The following is a 19,932-nucleotide window of genomic DNA, read 5'->3' as shown; positions in this document are numbered from 1 at the left end:
GAGGGCGTACGTGACCATCATCGAAGAAACATCAAGTGTCCCGGCGCCCCGGTCGGGTGACTCGGACGGCACTCCGCTGCTCGAAGTCCGCGATCTGCATGTGGAGTTCCACACCCGCGACGGAGTCGCCAAGGCCGTCAACGGCGTCAACTACAGCGTTGACTCCGGCGAGACCCTGGCCGTACTGGGTGAGTCCGGCTCCGGAAAGTCCGTGACCGCGCAGGCGATCATGGGCATTCTGGACATGCCGCCCGGCAAGATCCCGCAGGGCCAGATCCTGTACCGCGGGCAGGACATGCTCACCATGGGCTACGAGGAGCGGCGGAAGATCCGCGGCCGGAAGATCGCGATGATCTTCCAGGACGCGCTCTCCTCCCTCAACCCCGTGCTCACCGTGGGCTACCAGCTCGGCGAGATGTACCGCGTCCACCAGGGCCTCTCCAAGAAGGAGGCCAAGGCCAAGTCCATCGAGCTGATGGAGCGGGTGAAGATCCCGGCCGCCAGGGCGCGGGTCAACGACTACCCGCACCAGTTCTCCGGCGGTATGCGCCAGCGCATCATGATCGCCATGGCGCTGGCCCTGGAGCCGGACCTGATCATCGCGGACGAGCCGACGACCGCGCTGGACGTCACCGTCCAGGCCCAGGTCATGGATCTGCTCGCGGAGCTGCAGCGCGAGTACAACATGGGCCTGATCCTGATCACCCACGACCTCGGCGTCGTCGCCGACGTCGCGGACAAGATCGCGGTCATGTACGCGGGACGGATCGTCGAGACCGCCCCGGTGAGCGAGCTCTACAAGCGGCCCGCCCACCCGTACACGCGTGGTCTGCTGGACTCGATCCCGCGCCTGGACCAGAAGGGCCAGGAGCTGTACGCGATCAAGGGGCTGCCGCCCAACCTGCTCAAGATTCCGGCCGGTTGTGCGTTCAACCCCCGCTGCCCCAAGGCGGACGACATCTGCCGTACGGAGGTTCCGGCACTGGTGCCGGTGACCGAGCAGGACGGCAGTGAGCTGCCCGGCCGCGGAAGCGCGTGCCACTTCTGGAAGGAGACGATCCATGGCTGAGTTCAAGAAGACCGACGAGCCCATGGACGCCACCCCGAACGTCACCGAGGTCGAGACCGTCGACGCGCCCACCGAGACGGCGGCCGTGGCGGCGATCGAGGCACCGGTCGAGCGCGGTGAGCCGATCCTTCAGGTGCGCAACCTGGTCAAGCACTTCCCGCTGACCCAGGGCATTCTGTTCAAGCGCCAGGTCGGCGCGGTCAAGGCCGTGGACGGGATCTCCTTCGACCTCTACCAGGGTGAGACGCTCGGCATCGTCGGCGAGTCCGGCTGTGGCAAGTCCACCGTCGCCAAACTGCTGATGACGCTGGAGACGGCGACCGCCGGCGAGGTCTTCTTCAAGGGCCAGGACATCACCAAGCTGTCCGGGCGCGCGCTGAAGGCGGTCCGCCGGAACATCCAGATGGTGTTCCAGGACCCGTACACCTCGCTGAATCCGCGTATGACGGTCGGCGACATCATCGGTGAGCCCTTCGACATCCACCCCGAGGTGGCTCCGAAGGGCGACCGCCGCAAGAAGGTGCAGGACCTGCTCGACGTCGTCGGGCTCAACCCGGAGTACATCCACCGGTATCCGCACCAGTTCTCCGGCGGTCAGCGCCAGCGCATCGGTATCGCTCGCGGTCTTGCCCTCAACCCCGAGGTCATCATCTGCGACGAGCCGGTCTCGGCCCTGGACGTCTCGGTCCAGGCGCAGGTCATCAACCTGATGGAGAAGCTGCAGGACGAGTTCAACCTCTCCTACATCTTCATCGCCCACGACCTGTCGATCGTCCGGCACATCTCCGACCGGGTCGGCGTGATGTACCTCGGCAAGATGGCCGAGATCGGTACGGACACGCAGATCTACGACCACCCGACGCACCCCTACACCCAGGCGTTGCTGTCGGCGGTCCCGGTTCCGGACCCGGAGCTCAGCAGCGGTCGCGAGCGGATCATTCTCACCGGCGACGTCCCGTCCCCGGCGAACCCGCCGTCCGGCTGCCGTTTCCGCACCCGTTGCTGGAAGGCCGAGGACAAGTGCGCCCAGGAGGTCCCGCTGCTGGCGATCCCCGAGCGTTTCAAGGGTGCTGACACCCCGGCGGCACACGAGTCCGCGTGCCACTTCGCCGAGGAGAAGGACGTCGTCCACGCGGTGTGACGCAGCAGAAGGCGAAACGAGGGCGTCCGGGCCGTCTGGTCCGGGCGCCCTCTTCTGTGTACGCACGGAAAGTCGTGCGTAACATCCCCCGGACCCCGGACGTGTTCCTTGCAGAAGAGGGAAACGAACGGACCAGCTGACGAGGGACCGGGGCGAAGATGCCGACGCAGGCGGAGGAGTTTGACGCGGCCGGCGGGCTGCGGCAGCTGACGGACGCGCTCGCCGTGACCAGCAAGCAGTGACCAGCAAGGACTGGCCACCAAGGACTGACCAGGGGGATTGAGAAGCAGAGACTGAGGACCGGCAAACTCGGAAAGCGGCCATAAAAGTGCGCTGCATACCTATATGGGGTGTATTGGTGCTAAGTCGGACTTAGGACACGGGAGGCACCCCATGCGTGGAGTCACGCACGCCAAAGGGGCCGTATGCGCGGTGGCCGTTGCCCTCGCGGCGGCGGCGTGCGGCGGAGGCAGCAGTGGCGGCGGTGGCGCCGACGGGATCGTGAGCTCCTCCTGGGGCGACCCCCAGAATCCGCTGGAGCCCTCGAACACCAATGAGGTGCAGGGTGGCAAGGTCCTCGACATGCTCTTCCGCGGTCTCAAGAGGTACGACCCGAAGACCGGCGAGGCCAAGGACATGCTCGCCGAGAAGATCGCCACCACGGACTCGGTCAACTTCACCGTCACCGTCAAAGGCGGCTGGACCTTCAGCAACGGTGAGAAGGTCACCGCCAAGTCCTTCGTGGACGCCTGGAACTACGGCGCCAACCTGAAGAACAACCAGAAGAACGCCTACTTCTTCGGCTATATCGACGGCTACGCACAGGTCCACCCGGACAAGGGCACGCCCACCGCCACGACCCTCTCGGGCCTCAAGGTCGTCAACGACACAACCTTCACGGTCAAGCTCTCCCAGAAGTTCTCCACCTGGCCCGACACCCTCGGCTACGCCGCCTTCTCCCCGCTGCCCCAGGCGTTCTTCGACAGCCACGACGCCTGGTTGTCCAAGCCCATCGGCAACGGCCCGTACACCGTCGACTCGTACGCCAAGGGCTCGAAGCTGGCCATGCGCAGATGGGACGGTTACCCGGGCACCGACAAGGCGCAGAACGGCGGCGTCGACCTGAATGTGTACACGGACAACAACACCGCCTACACCGACCTGACCGCGGGCAATCTCGACCTCGTCGACGATGTGCCGGCCTCGCAGCTCAAGAATGTGCAGGCGGACCTCGGCGGCCGGTACATCAACACCCCCGCCGGGATCATCCAGACCCTTGCCTTCCCGTACTACGACAAGGCCTGGAACACCCCGAACGCCGTGAAGGTCCGCCAGGGCCTGTCCAGGGCGATCAACCGTCAGCAGATCACCGACACGATCTTCCAGAAGACGCGTACGCCCGCGAAGGACTGGACCTCGCCGGTGCTCGGCGCGGACGGCGGCTTCAGCGACACCCTGTGCGGTGACGCCTGCGAGTACAACGCGGCCGAGGCGAAGAAGCTGATCACGGAGGGCGGCGGCATCCCCGGCGGCCAGGTGAAGATCTCGTACAACGCGGACAGCGGCTCGCACAAGGAATGGATCGACGCCGTCTGCAACAGCATCAACAACGCGCTGGGCAACGACAGGGCCTGTGTCGGCAACCCGGTCGGTACTTTCGCCGACTTCCGCAACCAGATCGGGCAGCACAAGATGCCCGGCCCGTTCCGGGCCGGCTGGCAGATGGATTACCCGCTGATCCAGAACTTCCTGCAGCCGCTCTACTACACCAACGCCTCGTCCAACGACGGTCTGTGGAGCAACGCGGAGTTCGACAAGCTCGTCGACGAGGCCAACGCGGAGACCGACGCGAAGAAGGCCGTGGAGACCTTCCAGAAGGCCGAGGGGGTCGTACGGGACCAGATGGCGGCCATCCCGCTCTGGTACCAGAACGGCAGCGCCGGCTACTCCGAACGTGTCTCGAACGTGGCGCTCAACCCCTTCAGCGTCCCGGTCTACAACGAGATCAAGGTCAAGTGACGGCGGAGGCATCCGGCACGGCGTGCCCCACCGCGCCGGTCCGGCGGCTGTACCGACCTTCCCCGCATCGCGCGACCACGACCCCCGGAGCCCTTCATGGGACGTTATGTGATCCGGCGTCTGCTGCAGATGATCCCGGTCTTCTTCGGTGCCACGCTGCTGATCTTCCTCATGGTGAACGTGATGGGGGACCCCATCGCAGGACTCTGCGGCGAGCGGCAGTGCGACCCGGCGACGGCCGCCCAGCTGCGCAAGGAGTTCGGCCTCGACAAGCCGGTATGGCAGCAGTACCTGACGTACATGGGCAATGTCTTCACCGGCGACTTCGGCACCGCCTTCAACGGACAGCCGGTCACCGAGCTGATGGGCGAGGCCTTCCCGGTCACCATCCGGCTCACTGCCGTCGCGATCGTCTTCGAGATGCTGATCGGCATCACGCTCGGTGTGATCACGGGCCTGAAGCGCGGCCGCCCCGTCGACACCAGCGTGCTGCTGCTCACCCTGGTCGTCATCTCCGTCCCGACCTTCGTCACCGGGCTCATCCTCCAGCTGCTGCTGGGTGTCGAGTGGGGCATCATCAAGCCCGCCGTCTCACCGGAGGCGCCGATCAATGAGCTGATCATCCCCGGTCTTGTGCTCGCATCGGTCTCGCTCGCCTATGTCACCCGGCTGACCCGGACCTCGATCGCCGAGAACGCCCGCTCCGACTACGTCCGCACCGCGAAGGCGAAGGGCCTGCCCAGGCGCCGGGTGATCAGCCGTCATCTGCTGCGCAATTCACTGATCCCGGTGATCACCTTCATCGGCACCGATGTCGGCGCACTGATGGGCGGTGCGATCGTCACCGAGCGCATCTTCAACATCCATGGCGTCGGCTACCAGCTCTACCAGGGCATCCTGCGTCAGAACACCCAGACCGTCGTGGGCTTCGTGACCGTGCTCGTCATCGTCTTCCTGGTGGCGAATCTGCTGGTCGACCTGCTGTACGCCGTTCTCGACCCGAGGATCCGGTATGCCTGAGCCTCAGTACGACAACGGGGGAGCCATCGCCTCCACCGGCGCCGGCGGTGCGATGGACCTCGCGACCACCGAGGGGGCGACCCTCGAGAAGACCCCCGGCGGCCCGGAGGGCACCGGGCCTGCCGAGAAGCCGCGCAGCCTCTGGTCCGACGCCTGGCGCGATCTGCGTCGCAACCCTGTCTTCATCGTCTCGGGCCTGATCATCCTCTTCCTGGTCTTCATCGCGATCTGGCCCCAGTCGATCGCCACCCAGAATCCGCTCCAGTGCGACCTCGCCAAGGCCCAGCAAGGCTCCCAGCCCGGCCATCCCTTCGGCTTCAACGGGCAGGGCTGCGACGTCTATACGCGTACCGTCTACGGCGCGCGGACCTCGGTCACTGTCGGCGTCTGCGCCACTCTCGGTGTGGCGCTGCTCGGTTCCGCCCTCGGCGGTCTGGCCGGTTTCTTCGGCGGGGCGTCGGACGCGGTCCTCTCCCGGGTCACCGATATCTTCTTCGGCATCCCCGTCGTCCTCGGCGGTCTGGTCCTGCTGTCCGTCGTCACCAGCACCACGGTCTGGCCCGTCATCGGCTTCATGGTGCTGCTGGGCTGGCCGCAGCTCTCCCGTATCGCACGCGGCTCGGTCATCACCGCCAAACAGAACGACTACGTCCAGGCGGCCCGGGCGCTCGGTGCGTCCAACTCCCGGATCCTGCTGCGGCACATCAGCCCCAACGCCATCGCGCCGGTGATCGTCGTGGCGACCATCGCGCTCGGTACGTTCATCGCCCTGGAGGCGACGCTCTCCTACCTCGGGGTGGGGCTGAAGCCGCCGACCGTGTCCTGGGGCATCGACATCTCCTCCGCGTCCCCGTACATCCGCAACGCGCCGCACATGCTGCTCTGGCCGGCCGGCGCGCTGGCGGTCACGGTGCTCGCGTTCATCATGCTCGGCGACGCGGTGCGCGACGCCCTCGACCCCAAGCTGCGCTGAGGAGCCCGCCATGCTGCTCGAAGTGCGTGATCTGCACGTGGAGTTCCGTACCAGGGACGGCGTGGCCAAGGCCGTCAACGGCGTCAACTACACGGTGGACGAAGGCGAGACGCTCGCCGTGCTGGGCGAGTCCGGGTCCGGCAAGTCCGTCACGGCGCAGGCGATCATGGGAATCCTGGACACGCCTCCGGGGAAGATCGCCGGCGGCGAGATCCTTTTCCGGGGACAGGATCTGCTGCGGCTCAAGGAGGAGGAGCGGCGGAAGATCCGCGGGGCCGGGATGGCCATGATCTTCCAGGACGCTCTCTCGTCCTTGAACCCGGTGCTGAGCGTCGGCGACCAGCTCGGCGAGATGTTCACCGTCCACCGCAGGATGTCGCGCAGGGACGCGCGGGCCACGGCCGTCGAGCTGATGGAGCGGGTGGGCATCCCGGGGGCGAAGGAGCGGGTCGGGCAGTATCCGCACCAGTTCAGCGGCGGTATGCGCCAGCGCATCATGATCGCCATGGCGCTGTCCCTGGAGCCGGACCTGATCATCGCGGACGAGCCGACGACCGCGCTGGACGTCACCGTCCAGGCCCAGGTGATGGATCTGCTGGCCCAGCTCCAGAGCGAGCTGAACATGGGGCTCATCCTGATCACCCACGACCTCGGCGTCGTCGCCGACGTCGCCGACAGGATCGCGGTGATGTATGCGGGCCGGATCGTCGAGACGGCTCCTGTCCACGACATCTACAAGGCCCCGGCCCACCCGTACACCAAGGGCCTGCTGGAGTCGATCCCGCGGCTGGACCAGAAGGGCCGGGAGCTGTACGCGATCAAGGGCCTGCCGCCGAACCTGATGAACATCCCGCCCGGCTGCGCCTTCAACCCGCGCTGTCCGATGGCCCAGGCCGTGTGCCGGACCGATGTGCCGCCGCTGTACGAGGTTTCGGAGGACCGCAGGAGCGCCTGCCACTTCTGGCAGGAGACACTCAATGGCTGAGGCGATCCTGGAGGTCCGCGGTCTGGTCAAGCACTATCCGCTCACCCGGGGCATTCTCTTCAAGAAGCAGGTCGGTGCGGTCAGGGCGGTGGACGGCGTCGATCTCGACCTGGTGGCGGGCGAGACGCTCGGCATCGTGGGGGAGTCGGGCTGCGGCAAGTCGACGCTCGCCAGGATGCTGGTGCACCTGGAGCGGCCCACGGCCGGCGCGATCCGGTACCGGGGCGACGACATCACCAAGCTGTCCGGGCGCGCGCTGAAGGCGGTCCGCCGCAACATCCAGATGGTGTTCCAGGACCCGTACACCTCGCTCAATCCACGGATGACGGTCGGCGACATCGTCGGTGAGCCGTACGAGATCCATCCCGAGGTGGCGCCCAAGGGGGACCGGCGCCGGAAGGTGCAGGACCTCCTCGATGTCGTCGGGCTCAACCCCGAGTACATCAACCGCTACCCGCACCAGTTCAGCGGCGGCCAGCGGCAGCGCATCGGCATCGCGCGCGGGCTGGCTCTCCAGCCCGAGATCATCGTCGCCGACGAGCCGGTCTCCGCGCTGGACGTCTCCGTGCAGGCGCAGGTCATCAATCTGCTGGACAAGCTGCAGAGCGAATTCAGCCTCAGCTATGTCTTCATCGCGCACGACCTGTCGATCGTCCGGCACATCTCGGACCGGGTGGGCGTGATGTATCTGGGGCGGATCGTGGAGATCGGCAAGGACGCGGAGATCTACGACCATCCGACGCATCCCTACACCCAGGCGCTGCTGTCGGCGGTTCCGGTGCCGGACCCGGAGGCGCGTGAGCGCCGGGAGCGGATCATTCTGCACGGCGATGTCCCGTCGCCGGCCAACATCCCGTCGGGCTGCCGTTTCCGCACGCGCTGCTGGAAGGCGCAGGAGCGGTGCGCGCTGGAGGTGCCGCTGCTGGAGGTGCCGGCGGTGTTCCGGCCGGCGAGCGGGCCGACGCGGCATCCGTCGGCCTGCCACTTCGCGGAGGAGAAGCACGTGGTGCCGACGGAGGAGGAGCCGGGCGCTGAGTGACCCCGCCCCGGGGCTCCGCCTCGTGGGGCTCCGCACCGGCCCCCGCTCCTCGAACGCCGGAGGGCTGAATCTCAGCCCCCGTCCGCCTCCAGGTCCCGCAGCGCCGGGTCCAGGATCACGTCTTCCTCCCGCACCCGCGTCGGCTCCTCCGGGAAGTGGCACGCCGTCAGGTGCCCCTGGTGGTTCCCCTCGATCCGCACCAGCGGCGGCACCTGGGTCGCGCACTTCGTCTGCGCCTTCCAGCAGCGCGTACGGAACCGGCAGCCCGACGGCGGATCGATCGGCGACGGCACGTCGCCCGCCAGCCGGATGCGTTCATGCGCCCGCGCATCCGCCTCGTCGCTCAGCGCCGCCTCCGGGACGGCGGAGAGCAGTGCGTGGGTGTACGGATGCCGAGGCCGGTGGTAGATCGAATCGCGGTCGCCGACCTCCACCACCTTGCCCAGGTACATCACCGCGACCCGTTGCGAGAAGTGCCGTACCACCGCCAGGTCGTGGGCGATGAAGAGGAAGGCGATGCCCAGCTCCCGCTGGAGCTCCTGCAGCAGATTGACGACCTGCGCCTGGATCGAGACATCGAGCGCGGAGACCGGTTCGTCCGCGACGATCAGCTTCGGCTCCAGCGCCAAGGCCCGTGCCACGCCGATGCGTTGGCGCTGGCCGCCGGAGAACTCGTGCGGGAAGCGGTTGTAGTGCTCGGGGTTGAGGCCGACGATCTCCAGCAGCTCGCGGACCCGGCTCTCGCGCCCGCTCTCCGGCCGGACGTTGTTGATCTCCATCGGACCGGAAATGATCTTTCCGACGGTCTGCCGCGGGTTCAGCGACGAGTAGGGATCCTGGAAGATCATCTGGACTTCGGGGCGTATCGGCGCCAGCTGCTTGCGGTCGGCGTGGCTGATGTCCTGGCCCCGGTAGGTGATCTTCCCCGCGGTCGGTTCAAGGAGACGGGTCAGCAGCCGGCCCGTCGTCGACTTGCCGCAGCCCGACTCGCCGACAAGCCCGAAGCTCTCGCCCGCGTACAGCGTGAGATCGATGCCGTCGACCGCCTGAACCGCCCCGATACGCCGTTTGAACGGAAAACCGGCCATGATCGGGAAGTGCTTCGTCAGCCCTTCCGCCGTCATCAGGACCTCGCCGTCGGAGACAGCCCGGTCACGCGGGGCGGGGATGGTGGCTTCGTGCGCCATGTCGCGTCTCTCCCTACCCCAGCCGGGGCTTGATGTGCTCGATGAAGACGGTGCGCTTCTGCTCGGCCGTGAGGTGGCAGGCGGAGCCCCGCCCCTCGGGCAGCTCCGGCCGTATGTCCTCGCAGGTCGTGCCGCCGACCATGGACGGGAAGCCGCAACGCGGATGGAACGGGCAGCCCGAGGGCGGCGCGAGCAGACTCGGCGGGGCCCCCGGGATCGGCGTCAGCGGCTCCGAGACGTCCGAGCCGAGCCGTGGCATCGACCCCAGCAGGCCCCAGGTGTACGGGTGCTGGGGATCCCGCAGAATTTCGCGTACCGAACCGCGCTCCACCGCCCGGCCTGCGTACATCACCAGCAGATCGTCGGCGATGCTGGCGACCACGCCCAGGTCATGGGTGATCAGGATGATCGCCGAGCCGAACTCCTGCTGGAGGTCGCGCAGCAGATCCAGGATCTGCGCCTGGACGGTGACGTCCAGTGCGGTCGTCGGCTCGTCCGCGATCAGCAACTCCGGATTGCACACCAGCGACATCGCGATCATCGCGCGCTGCCGCATGCCTCCGCTGAACTGGTGCGGGTAGTCGTGCGCCCGCAGCTTCGGCTGCGGAATGCCGACCTTCTCCAGCATCTGAACCGCCCGCGCCCATGCCTCCCGCTTGGATGCCCCGGTGTGCTTGCGGTACGGCTCGGAGATCTGCCGGCCGATCGTGTAGTACGGCGAGAGCGCGGTCAGCGAGTCCTGGAAGATCATCGCTGCCTTGTTGCCGCGCAGCCGCTCCAGCGTCCGCTCCCCGGCCCCCGTCATCTCCTGGCCGTCCAGCACGATCTCGCCCCGGGTCTCGGTGAACTTGGGGTCGTGCAGACCGAGGATGGAGAGATTCGTGACGGACTTCCCGGAGCCGGACTCGCCGACGATGCCGAGTGTCCTGCCGCGCTCCAGATCGAAGGAGATCCCGTCGACCGCCTTCACCGTCCCGTCCTCGGTGGAGAAGTGGACGTACAGATCGCGTACGCAGAGAAAGGGGCCGTCGGCGGCGGGCCGGGGTGGCTGATCGGTCTTGGTCAGGGTGGTCATGTGGCTCAGGACTCCTAGGCCAGCCGCACGCGCGGATCGAGCAGGGCGTAGACGGCGTCCACAACGATGTTGAAGAAGACGATGGCCGCGGCGCTGATCAGCATCACGCCCATCAGCATGGGCAGATCGGTGAGCTGCACGGACTGCACCGCAAGGCGTCCGATGCCGTGCAGAGTGAAGGTGACCTCGGTGATCATCGCGCCGCCGAGCAGTGAGCCGAGGTCCATCCCGAAAATGGTCAGAACCGGGGCGACCGCGCCTCGCATGGCGTACCGGAAGAAGACGGTCCGGCGGGCGAGGCCCTTGGCGCGGGCCGCGCGGACATGCTCCTCCTCGAGCTGCTCGGCCATCAACGACCGTGCGAGACGGCTGTAGTTGGCGATGAAGATCATCGACAGGACCAGCCACGGCAGCATCATCCCGGCGAACCACCCCGCCGGGTCCTCCGTGATCGGAACGTATTCGGGCTGATCCAGCCAGCCGAGGTTGGAGACGAACAGCGCGAGGCAGAGCACGCCGACGAAGTAGATCTGAAGTGACGAGCCGAGCAACGACAACGAGCTGAAGAACTTGTCGACCCAGGTACCGCGGCGCGCGGCGGCCAGCAGGCCGATGCCCACTCCGACGAGGAGGAAGACGACCGCGCCGCCGAAGGCCAGCGAGAGTGTGGTGGGGAAGCGGTCGAGGATCGTGCCCCATACCGATTCCTGATTGACGAACGAGTAGCCGAAGCACGGCGCGTCACAGTGCCCGACGGTGAAGTCACGGCCCGCGAAGATCCCCACCATGAAGTCCCAGTACTGCACCGGGACCGGCTTGTCGAGGCCGAGGTTGCTGTTGATGAGCGCGAGGGCGGCCGGATCGCAGTTCTTCCCGCAGGCCAGCCGGGCGGGCTCGGCGGGCAGCGCGAAGAACAGGAAGAAGGTGACCGCGCTGATCACCAGAAGAATGACGAGAGCGCCGAGCGAGCGGCGGACGAGGAATCTCAGCATGGCTTCGCGGGCTTCCGGGAGAGGGACCGGAGGAGGCTCCCCGTCGGGGACGGGGAGCCGATCCGATGCGCCGGTGATTACTTGACGTACACGGCGGTCGGGTCCACGGAGCCGTACGGCTCGTGGAACTTCACGCCGCCGATGCCCGAACCCCAGAGCGTGAACAGCCGGTTGTAGAAGATCGGCACCTGCGGCACCTCGTCCGTCAGGATCTTCTGGCTGATCTTGACCCACTCGCTGCCGGCCTGGTCGATGTCGCCGATCTTCTCCGCCTTGGCGATGTCACCGTTGATGGCAGGGGAGTTGAGGTGCGAATAGTTCGCCGAGTCGTCGTAGATGTTCTTGCCGTCGTACAGCGGCGGCACGACCGTCGACGCGGACGGCCAGTCGGCGCCCCACGAGGAGCGGTAGGCGTCGTACTGGTTCTTCACCTTGCCGATCTGCGTGTAGTACGTCGAGGAGTCGAGCTCCTTCTTCTCCACCTTGAAGCCGGCCTTCTCCAGAGCCCGCTCCACGACCACAGCGGAGTTCTGGGCGGGGCCGGTGTTGGCGTAGGCGTAGACGATCGTCCTGCCCTCCGCGCCGGCCTCCTTCAGCAGTGCCTTGGCCTTCTCGGGGTTGCCCGCCGGGTACTTCTTCTTCTCGAACGGGTCGACCGGCTGGTAGCCCTTGAGGGTCGGACCGACCAGAGAGCCCGCGACCTCGCCGGCCTTGACGCCGCCGTACTGCTGCAGCACCTGACCCGAGGGCCAGGCCCAGGCCAGTGCCTCGCGGACCCGCTTGTCCTTGATGCGGTCCATGTTGAAGCTGACCACGTCGACGTACGGCTGGGTCCTGGTGAGCGACCTCGCCATCGCCTCCTTGTTCTTCAGGACCGTCGAGATCAGCGACGGGTCGACCGCGTTGGTGAAGGTCATACCGGTCTTGTCGGCGCCCTGCTGGGCGACGAGCCGACGGGTGGAGTCCACCCACTGGTGGCCGAAGGTGACCGAGAACTTGTCCACGTACTGGTGGCGTACGGCGTCCGACTTCGGGTCCCAGTTGCTGTTCTTGACGAACTCGACGCTCTTGTCCGGCTTGAAGTTCTGGATCTTGTACGGTCCCGACGCGACCGGCGCCTTGTCGTACTTCTCCTGGGTGTCCTTGGCCGCCGGAACTGCCGTGATGTTCGGCATGGCGACCGCGAACGGCACCTCGGCGCGCGGCTGGGCGAAGTGGAAGACGATGGTCTTGTCGTCCGGCGTCGCCAGCACGCTGTCCGGCAGATGCTTGCCCTTGTACGGGCCGTCCGGCAGCGCCTTCCGGAAGGTCTGGCCGGCTCCGGAGAGCCACTGCTGCAGATACGTCGGGCCGCTCACCTGGTACTTGGCGTACAGCCGCTCGACGCCGTGCCGCACGTCCTTCGAGGTGATCGGCGTACCGTCCTCGAACTTCAGCCCGTCCTTGAGTGTGTACGTCCAGGTCTTGCCGCCGTCTGAGGACTTGCCGGTGTCCGTGGCGAGGTCGCCGACCAGCGTCACTTTGCCGGTCTTGTCGTCGATCTTGTACGTGGTGAGCGTGCGGTTGAACAGCGTCTGCATGATCAGCTCGTCGCTGACATAGATCTGGCCGGGGTCCAGATGCTCGAAGGCGTCACGCTGCAGCACGGTGACCGTGCCGCCCGGCTTGGCGCCCGGCAGGTCCGGGGCGGGTCCGGTGGAGTCCTGGGCGGTGCCGATGGTGATGGACTGCTGCGTGAGCTCGGGTTCCCTGGACTGTTTGTCCTTGCTGTCGCCTCCGCCGCCGCTGCTGCACGCGGACAGCACTAGCGCGCCGGCGGCGACCGCGATGGCCGAAATCCGCACTCTTCGCTGAATGGTGGACGTCATGGTCTCCATGCACCTGCCTCGTCGGACGGAACACTCAGTGCCTTGCGACGTGCGTCAACGCTTGGTCTTCGGGTCGATGGCGTCCCGGACCGAGTCCCCGAGCAGGTTGAAGGCGACCACGAAGATCACCATGGCGATGCCCGGGAAGAACATGTACGTGATGTCGCCCTCGTAGAAGTCGGCACCCTTGGCGAACATCCGGCCCCAGTCGGGCGTCGGCTCCACCAGACCCACCCCGAGGAAGGAGAGACCGGCCTCGAGTGTCACGAAGTTGGGCAGCATCAGCGTGGACTGCACCAGGATCGGCGTCGTCACATTCGGCAGCAGCTCCCGGCGGATGATGCGCCACGGCGGAGCGCCGGTGACCTTGGCGGCTTCGATGAACTCCCGTTCGCGCAGGCTCAGTACCGAGGATCTCAGCAGCCGCGCCAGCGTCATCCAGCCCAGCAGCCACAGGACGAGCACCAGCGCCGTGACCCGGAAGTAGGTCGGGGTCTCCTTCTGCGGGCTCACGAAGAGCGCGGTGACCACCGGCATGAAGGCGACGAAGAAGAGCTGCTGCGGGAAGGAGAGCAGCAGATCGATGAAGCGGCCCAGGAAGTAGTCGGTACGGCCGCCCATATATCCGGCCGTCACCCCGACGAGGATTCCCGTGACGGTGGAGAGAACGGTGGCCGCCAGGCCGATCAACAGCGAGGTCCTGATTCCGTACACCAACTGCATCAGAACGTCACGGCCCAGTCTCGGCTCGATGCCGAACCAGAATTCACCGTCGATGCCGCCGTTCGGTTTCATCGGATAGCTGGTGATCGGATCGAGCAGTTCCGGGCGATCGAGGCCGTAGGTGGTGTACGGGTCCTTTCCGTACAGCCAGCCGATCACTGGGGCGAGTGCCGCCACGAGGAAGAAGAACAGCACGATGTACGCGGAAAGTACGCCCGTACGGTCGCGTTTGAAGCGCCGCCATGCCAACTGGCCCGGGGACCGGCCGACAAGTGTCTGCTCCTCCTTGCTCAGAGCGACAGGGAGCGGTCCGGTCTCGGCGGCCGGGCCGATGGCCGGGTCGGCCGACTCGGCACGGGATGGAATCGTCACGTCTCTTCTCGCCCCCGCAATTCATGACTCACGGTTCATGATTCACGTACCGGCCGCGGACGTTGGTGGACGCCGCTGGTTGAGCGGACTGTGGCAATCGCGGTCCGTGTCAGTCAAGAGCCTGGCGGCGGAAGCTGTGTTGTCCGTGCGCTTCTTGAGCGAAGGTTTTGCAGATCGATCTGCCTACGTGCTTGACGGGTCTTCGGAGTGGGCGACATAGCTCCATAAATGCCCATCAATTTCGTTAACACACAGGCAACTTGACTGTCGCAACTCCGATATACGAACGCGTCACGCTGAACAGCGTACGGCCGTGCGGGTGCCGTAGGCCGGCCGGGGCTCGCCATGTAGTCCCGGCCGGTCGCACGCGCGCCGCCCGGGCCCTTGTTCAAGGGTGCACAGCGATGCAGGATCGCAATTGTGACTCTTACGCGGGGAGCCCGGATCACCGGAGCGGTGCTGTGCGCCGCGCTCGCGCTCATTGTGGCTGCCTGGATCGTCCGGGATCTCACCACGGCCGCCGATCCGCTCGATCTCTGGCGGCACTGGACCGGCAGCCGCCGCAGCGCCGCCGCCCCGCTGACGACCACGCTCCAGGACCTGCTGCTGTTCGCGGTGTACGTCACCGTGGCCCTCGCCGCCCTGCGCTCGCCCGTCGCGACCGCGGCCCTGATGGCCGCCGGAGTGATCACCCTCGCCGTACGGCTGCCGGGGCTGTGGGTGCTCAGCTCCTCCTGGATGGATCTGCGCTCCGCCGATGAACTGCGCACCCGGGCCCTGTACTGCGCCTTCGCGGCGCTCGGGCTCGGCGTCGGACTGATCATCACGGCCGCCGCGGGCCGACGTGCGCCCGGCGCCGCCCACGACTTGTACGCCCGCGACTCGTATGCCCATGACCTGTACGCCCGAGGCGCATACGCCCACGAGCGGACGCCGACCCGGCCCACCAAGGGTGTCTCGGTGCTCGCCTTTCTGCTGCTGGGCGCATCGGCGGGCGTACTCGCGGCCTGGGAGATCTACACGGCGACCGACTACGCGGGTACGCGCTATCTCGACCGCTTCACCGGCAGCACGTCCGTCCGGCTGCCGCCGCTCGGGACTCCGCCGGGCTGGCTGACCGCGGTGATCGTGGCGCTCGCCCTGGTGGCGGCGGTCGGCGCGCTCTTCCGTGCCGTCTTCTCACGGCCGCTGGGGCTGGTCGTCGCGGTCTTCCTGGTGGGCATGGGCGGGACCGGGCTCGATTTCGCCGTACGGAACGAGTTGATGTCTCATCTCGGTGATGTGGGGCTCCGGGAGCAACTGCTCGTCGGTTCTTGGCTGTTCGAGCTGGCGGCGGGGGCTGTGCTGCTGCCGGCGCTTGCGCGCCGGGGGGAGGGGGACGCACCGGGCGGGGGTGCGCCGACGTGGCAGCCGCAGTCGGGTCACGGCTATCCGCAGCCGGGTTACGGCCCACCGCCCCCGCAGACCCCGCCGCCCGGCTGGTAAGCGCTGCCCGGCCCCCGCACCTCAATCGCCGTCGAGGCGTGTCCCGGCCCGCGCCCCGGACCCCGGGGGAAAGCCCCCGGCCCTTACCCCTGCGGCCCCAACGACCGCTTGAGGAAGTCCACTTGGAGCAGCAGCAGATTCTCCGCGATCTGCTCCTGCGGCGTCATATGGGTCACTCCGGTCAGCGGCAGTACCTCATGCGGACGGCCCGCCGCCAGCAGCGCCGAGGAGAGCCGCAGGCTGTGTGCCATCACCACATTGTCGTCCGCCAGACCATGGATGATCATCAACGGCCGTGGTGGGTTCTCCGGGGTCGTCAACCCGTCGTCCGTGACGAGTGAGTTGGCCGCGTACACCTCGGGATGCGTCCCCGGATCGCCGAGATAGCGCTCGGTGTAGTGGGTGTCGTACAGCCGGAAATCGGTCACCGGCGCGCCCGCGACCGCCGCATGGAAGACATCCGGGCGGCGCAGCACCGCGAGCGCGGCCAGATAGCCGCCGTACGACCAGCCGCGGATGGCCACCCGGCCGAGATCCAGCGGGAAGGTCCCGGCCAGCGAGTGCAGCGCCTCGATCTGGTCGTCGAGAGTGAGCGGGAAGTTGTCCTTGACCGCCTTCTCCCAGCCCGGGGAGCGTCCCGGAGCGCCCCGGCCGTCCGCGACGATCACCGCGAAGCCCTGGTCGGCGAACCACTGGGAGGTGAGATACGGATTCTGTGCCGCGTACACCCGCTGACCGTGCGGTCCCCCATAGGGGTCCAGCAGGACCGGAAGCGGGCCGTCCGACTCCTGATAGCCGGAGGGGAGCAGGACGGCGCACGGAATCCGGTGGGCGCCCGCCTCGCAGAGCCGCACCCGGGCCTTCAGCACCGGCTGCTCCGCATACGACGGGACGACCGCGACCGGCTTTCCGTCCCGCAGCACCTGCACGGACGCGCCACTCACCTCCGTACGGGACGAAGCCAGCACCGTCACCCCGCCGGAACGCACCGCCGAGTGCACTCCCGCACCGTCCGAGATCCGCTCGATCCCCAGCTCATTGACCCGGTACACATGGATCTCGCCGGTCTCCGGCTCCGCGGCCTCCTCGCCCGCCGCCGCCGACACCAGGACATCGTTCTCGCTGATGTCCAGCACCGCCCGCAGCTGCAACTGCGCTCCGGTCAGCGCCCGGTCGCCGACCGCGAGTACCCGCGCCCCGCCCTCGTCCGCGATCCGCACCAGACGCCCGTCCGGCGCCCAGGCCGGCACCCCGGGGAAGAGATCGAGCCACACCGGGTCCTCGTCGACATGCACCGTCCGGGTGGCGCCCGACTCCGCGTCCACGGCCAGATACAGCTGGGTCCGCTGGTCCCGGGACTGGACGAGCAGCAGCGGTGCGCCCGCGGACGACCAGTGCACCCGCGCCAGATACGGATAGCGGGTCCGGTCCCAGCTCACCTCCGTACGCTCCCCGTCCAGCGTGAGCAGGAACAGCCGCACCTCGGCGTTGGGCGTCCCCGCCGCCGGATAGGCGACCCGCTCCGGCTCCCGGTCCGGATGCGCGGGATCGGAGATCCACCAGCGCCGTACGTCCCGCTCGTCGACCCGGGCGACCAGCAGCCGGTCCGACTCCGGCGCCCACCAGAAGCCGCGCGAGCGGTCCATCTCCTCGGCCGCGATGAACTCCGCGAGACCGTACGTGGTGTGCTCGTCCTCCGGCTCGGCCAGCGCCCGGCCACCTTCCCCCTCCGCACCGGTCACCCGCAGGGCGCCGCCCGCCACATACGCGATGTGCCGGCCGTCGGGAGACGGCCGAGGGTCGATCACCGGCCCCCGCACCCGCAGTTCGCGCGCGGTCCCGGCCCGCAGCTCGGCCGTGTACAGCCGCCCCGACAGCGCGAACGCCGCCAACTCGACCGCCTGGTCAACCGCATAGCCGACGATGCCAGCCGACCCCTCCCGGCTGCGCTCGCGCCGGGCCCGCTCCTTCGCCGACAGCTTCTCCGCGGCACCGCCGAGCAGCGCGTCCGGATCGGCGGCCAGGCGCTCCTGCGCCTGGCGCCCGTCCGGGTCGAGATCCAGCACCCAGAGCCGGCCCGCCCGGTCGGTCCCGGAGGCCGAACGGAGGAACACCACCCGGGAGCCGTCCGGGGACACGGTGAACGCGCGCGGTGCGCCCAGCGTGAAGCGCTGGGTCCTGGCGTACTGACGCGGGAAGGAGAGCTGCTGCCTCGAGGTCATGCGACCGAACCTAGCGTTCGTGCGCCCCCGTGTGCTGCTGTGCACCGATCGATGCGTTGGTGTGGATAGTTATGATCCGCGGCGCAAGGTGGGTATGAACGTCCTGGCACATGCAACCTGCCCGTCCCGACCGAATATCCGTGGAGGTGAACCGCCGTGGCACTCTCGATTTCGGCGGTGGTGCTGCTGGCGATCGTCGTCTTCCTGCTGGTCCGGAAGTCCGGGCTGAAGGGTGGGCATGCGGCGGTCTGCGTGTTGCTCGGGTTCTATCTCGCAAGCTCGTCCATTGCCCCCACCATCAACGAACTCACCACAAATGTGGCCGGAGTGATCGGTGGTCTCAAGTTCTAGCGCAGCGGGCCCGGCCTCGTAGGCTGTCCCGTATGACGGATCTTCCCGCCCGTCGTCTGCTCCTGGTGCACGCGCACCCGGACGACGAGTCGATCAACAACGGCGCGACGATGGCCCTGTACGCGGCCGCCGGCGCCCAGGTCACCCTGGTGACCTGCACCCTTGGTGAGGAGGGCGAGGTCATCCCGCCCGACCTCGCCCATCTCGCGCCCGACCGGGAGGACCGGCTGGGTGCTCATCGCGTCGGCGAACTGGCCGCCGCGATGAAGGAGCTGGGCGTCACCGACCACCGCTTCCTGGGTGGTCCCGGCCGGTTCCGGGACTCCGGGATGATGGGCGTGGAGCAGAACCACCGCGAGGGCGCGTTCTGGAACACCGACCCGGACGGCGCGGCCCCGTACCTCGTCGAGGTGATCCGTTCCGCGCGTCCGCAGGTGCTGGTGACGTACGACCCGAATGGCGGGTACGGACATCCCGACCACATCCAGGCGCACCGGGTCGCGATGCGCGCTGCCGAGCTGGCCGCCGATCCCGCCTTCCGGAACGACCTCGGCGAGGCGCACACGATCGCCAAGATCTACTGGAACCGGGTGCCGCGCTCGGTGGCCGAGGAGGGCTTCGCCCGGCTCCGCGCTGCCGGCGGGGCGGACTTCCCGGGCATTGCGGCCCTCGGCGACATTCCGGGCGTCGTGGACGACTCCGAGATCACTACCGAAATCGACGCCACGGCGTACGCGGAAGTGAAGGCGGCAGCGATGCGGTCCCATGCCACCCAAATCGCCGTGGACGGCCCCTTCTTCGCACTCTCCAACGATCTGGGACAGCCGATCTTCGCTACCGAGTACTACCAGTTGGTACAGGGCGAGTCCGGCGCACCGCCCGGCGCGCGCGAACACGATCTCTTCGCGGGGGTGCCGGTATGAGTGGATCCGCAGGCCGACAGGACGCACCGGGGGCCTGGCTCGCCCAGTCGCCGAAGCCCGGCCGGATCGCCGCCTACCTCGGACTCGCCGTGCTCGGGGCGCTGGTCGGCGTCGCCGGTTCACTGGTCCAAGGGGCCTGGTTCCCCGGCGGATTGGTGCTGGCTCTGCTCGCCACGACGGGTCTGTTCTACGGCTCGCTGCGGGCCACCGGGACGCAGCTCGGCGTGCTGGCGCCGGCTGTGGGCTGGCTGCTCGCGATCGTGCTGCTCAGCATCGGACGCCCGGAAGGTGACGGGGTGTTCTCCGCGGGAGTCGGGCCGCTCGTCTTCATGCTCGGCGGAATGGCGTTGGCTGTGATGTGTGCCACGATGTCGCGGCCCGCGCGACCGGGTGGCGGGTCCGGCCGACTCGGCAAGTGAGGGCCCGGCGGAGCAACTCTTCCCGGGTTGTCTGCCTTTCCGGGGTGTACGAGGTCAATGTGCGGGACA

At 67.8% G+C, this 19,932-nt stretch carries 17 protein-coding genes; 11 read left to right on the top strand and 6 right to left on the bottom strand.

Features of this window, described 5'->3' with window-relative positions; genetic code table 11:
- Window positions 1-10: 10 nt before the first annotated feature.
- From AB0D12_RS24760 to AB0D12_RS24730, 7 genes are all read left to right on the top strand, one after another.
- A complete protein-coding gene (locus AB0D12_RS24760) occupies window positions 11-1,069 on the top strand; it encodes an ABC transporter ATP-binding protein (protein ID WP_362686772.1) in 1,059 nt (352 codons plus the stop codon).
- Entirely contained in the window at window positions 1,062-2,210 is a 1,149-nt protein-coding gene (locus AB0D12_RS24755) for a dipeptide ABC transporter ATP-binding protein (RefSeq protein WP_362686769.1), read from the top strand. Before AB0D12_RS24760 ends, AB0D12_RS24755 begins: the two co-directional genes overlap by 8 nt.
- Window positions 2,211-2,603: 393 nt before the next feature.
- Window positions 2,604-4,229, top strand: coding sequence for an ABC transporter substrate-binding protein (locus AB0D12_RS24750; protein WP_362686767.1), 1,626 nt, complete (start codon window positions 2,604-2,606; stop codon window positions 4,227-4,229).
- A 96-nt stretch (window positions 4,230-4,325) separates the two neighbouring features.
- Entirely contained in the window at window positions 4,326-5,249 is a 924-nt protein-coding gene (locus AB0D12_RS24745) for an ABC transporter permease (protein WP_362686764.1), read from the top strand.
- Complete coding sequence (locus AB0D12_RS24740; RefSeq protein WP_362686762.1) at window positions 5,242-6,222, top strand: ABC transporter permease; 981 nt, start codon at window positions 5,242-5,244, stop codon at window positions 6,220-6,222. Before AB0D12_RS24745 ends, AB0D12_RS24740 begins: the two co-directional genes overlap by 8 nt.
- A 10-nt stretch (window positions 6,223-6,232) precedes the next feature.
- Window positions 6,233-7,207, top strand: a complete 975-nt coding sequence (locus AB0D12_RS24735; RefSeq protein ID WP_362686760.1) for an ABC transporter ATP-binding protein — start codon at window positions 6,233-6,235, stop codon at window positions 7,205-7,207.
- Window positions 7,200-8,246, top strand: coding sequence for a dipeptide ABC transporter ATP-binding protein (locus AB0D12_RS24730; protein WP_362686759.1), 1,047 nt, complete (start codon window positions 7,200-7,202; stop codon window positions 8,244-8,246). The genes AB0D12_RS24735 and AB0D12_RS24730 overlap by 8 nt, the downstream gene beginning before the upstream one ends.
- 71 nt (window positions 8,247-8,317) lie before the next feature.
- Here the strand turns inward: AB0D12_RS24730 and AB0D12_RS24725 are convergent, their stop codons facing one another.
- From AB0D12_RS24725 to AB0D12_RS24705, 5 genes are all read right to left on the bottom strand, one after another.
- Window positions 8,318-9,433 carry a dipeptide ABC transporter ATP-binding protein gene (locus tag AB0D12_RS24725; protein ID WP_362686757.1) on the bottom strand — a complete coding sequence of 372 codons (1,116 nt, stop codon included), beginning with the start codon at window positions 9,431-9,433 and terminating at the stop codon, window positions 8,318-8,320.
- A 13-nt stretch (window positions 9,434-9,446) separates the two neighbouring features.
- The gene (locus AB0D12_RS24720; protein WP_362686755.1) at window positions 9,447-10,508 is read right to left on the bottom strand and encodes an ABC transporter ATP-binding protein; all 1,062 of its coding nucleotides are present in this window, start codon (window positions 10,506-10,508) and stop codon (window positions 9,447-9,449) included.
- Window positions 10,509-10,522: 14 nt separating this feature from the next.
- Entirely contained in the window at window positions 10,523-11,500 is a 978-nt protein-coding gene (locus AB0D12_RS24715; protein ID WP_327325874.1) for an ABC transporter permease, read from the bottom strand.
- 77 nt (window positions 11,501-11,577) lie between these two features.
- Window positions 11,578-13,368: an ABC transporter substrate-binding protein gene (locus AB0D12_RS24710; protein WP_362686753.1), complete on the bottom strand. Its 1,791-nt coding sequence runs from the start codon at window positions 13,366-13,368 to the stop codon at window positions 11,578-11,580.
- A 54-nt stretch (window positions 13,369-13,422) separates the two neighbouring features.
- The gene (locus tag AB0D12_RS24705; protein ID WP_362686858.1) at window positions 13,423-14,385 is read right to left on the bottom strand and encodes an ABC transporter permease; all 963 of its coding nucleotides are present in this window, start codon (window positions 14,383-14,385) and stop codon (window positions 13,423-13,425) included.
- 498 nt (window positions 14,386-14,883) lie between these two features.
- Between AB0D12_RS24705 and AB0D12_RS24700 the strand changes: the two genes are divergently transcribed.
- On the top strand, window positions 14,884-15,948 hold the full coding sequence (locus AB0D12_RS24700) for a hypothetical protein (protein ID WP_362686750.1): 1,065 nt from the start codon (window positions 14,884-14,886) through the stop codon (window positions 15,946-15,948).
- An 83-nt stretch (window positions 15,949-16,031) separates the two neighbouring features.
- On the opposite strand, the gene AB0D12_RS24695 is transcribed toward AB0D12_RS24700, so the two are convergent.
- Window positions 16,032-18,170 (bottom strand): alpha/beta fold hydrolase, encoded by a 2,139-nt coding sequence (locus tag AB0D12_RS24695; RefSeq protein ID WP_362686747.1) that lies wholly within the window; start codon window positions 18,168-18,170, stop codon window positions 16,032-16,034.
- 156 nt (window positions 18,171-18,326) lie between these two features.
- Here AB0D12_RS24695 and AB0D12_RS24690 point away from each other — a divergent pair, with 156 nt between their 5' ends.
- Genes AB0D12_RS24690 through AB0D12_RS24680 form a run of 3 tightly spaced genes read left to right on the top strand, consistent with a single transcriptional unit; the run spans window position 18,327 to window position 19,863 of the window.
- A complete protein-coding gene (locus AB0D12_RS24690; RefSeq protein WP_327325878.1) occupies window positions 18,327-18,521 on the top strand; it encodes a hypothetical protein in 195 nt (64 codons plus the stop codon).
- 32 nt (window positions 18,522-18,553) lie between these two features.
- Window positions 18,554-19,444: an N-acetyl-1-D-myo-inositol-2-amino-2-deoxy-alpha-D-glucopyranoside deacetylase gene (mshB, locus tag AB0D12_RS24685; protein WP_362686744.1), complete on the top strand. Its 891-nt coding sequence runs from the start codon at window positions 18,554-18,556 to the stop codon at window positions 19,442-19,444.
- Window positions 19,441-19,863, top strand: a complete 423-nt coding sequence (locus AB0D12_RS24680; protein ID WP_362686741.1) for a DUF6113 family protein — start codon at window positions 19,441-19,443, stop codon at window positions 19,861-19,863. The genes mshB and AB0D12_RS24680 overlap by 4 nt, the downstream gene beginning before the upstream one ends.
- Window positions 19,864-19,932 lie beyond the last annotated feature (69 nt).

This window comes from Streptomyces sp. NPDC048479 (assembly GCF_040651435.1).
Classification (GTDB): domain Bacteria; phylum Actinomycetota; class Actinomycetes; order Streptomycetales; family Streptomycetaceae; genus Streptomyces.
The sequence above is the reverse complement of the archived record's forward strand: the minus strand, read 5'-3'. Positions and strand labels throughout refer to the sequence as shown.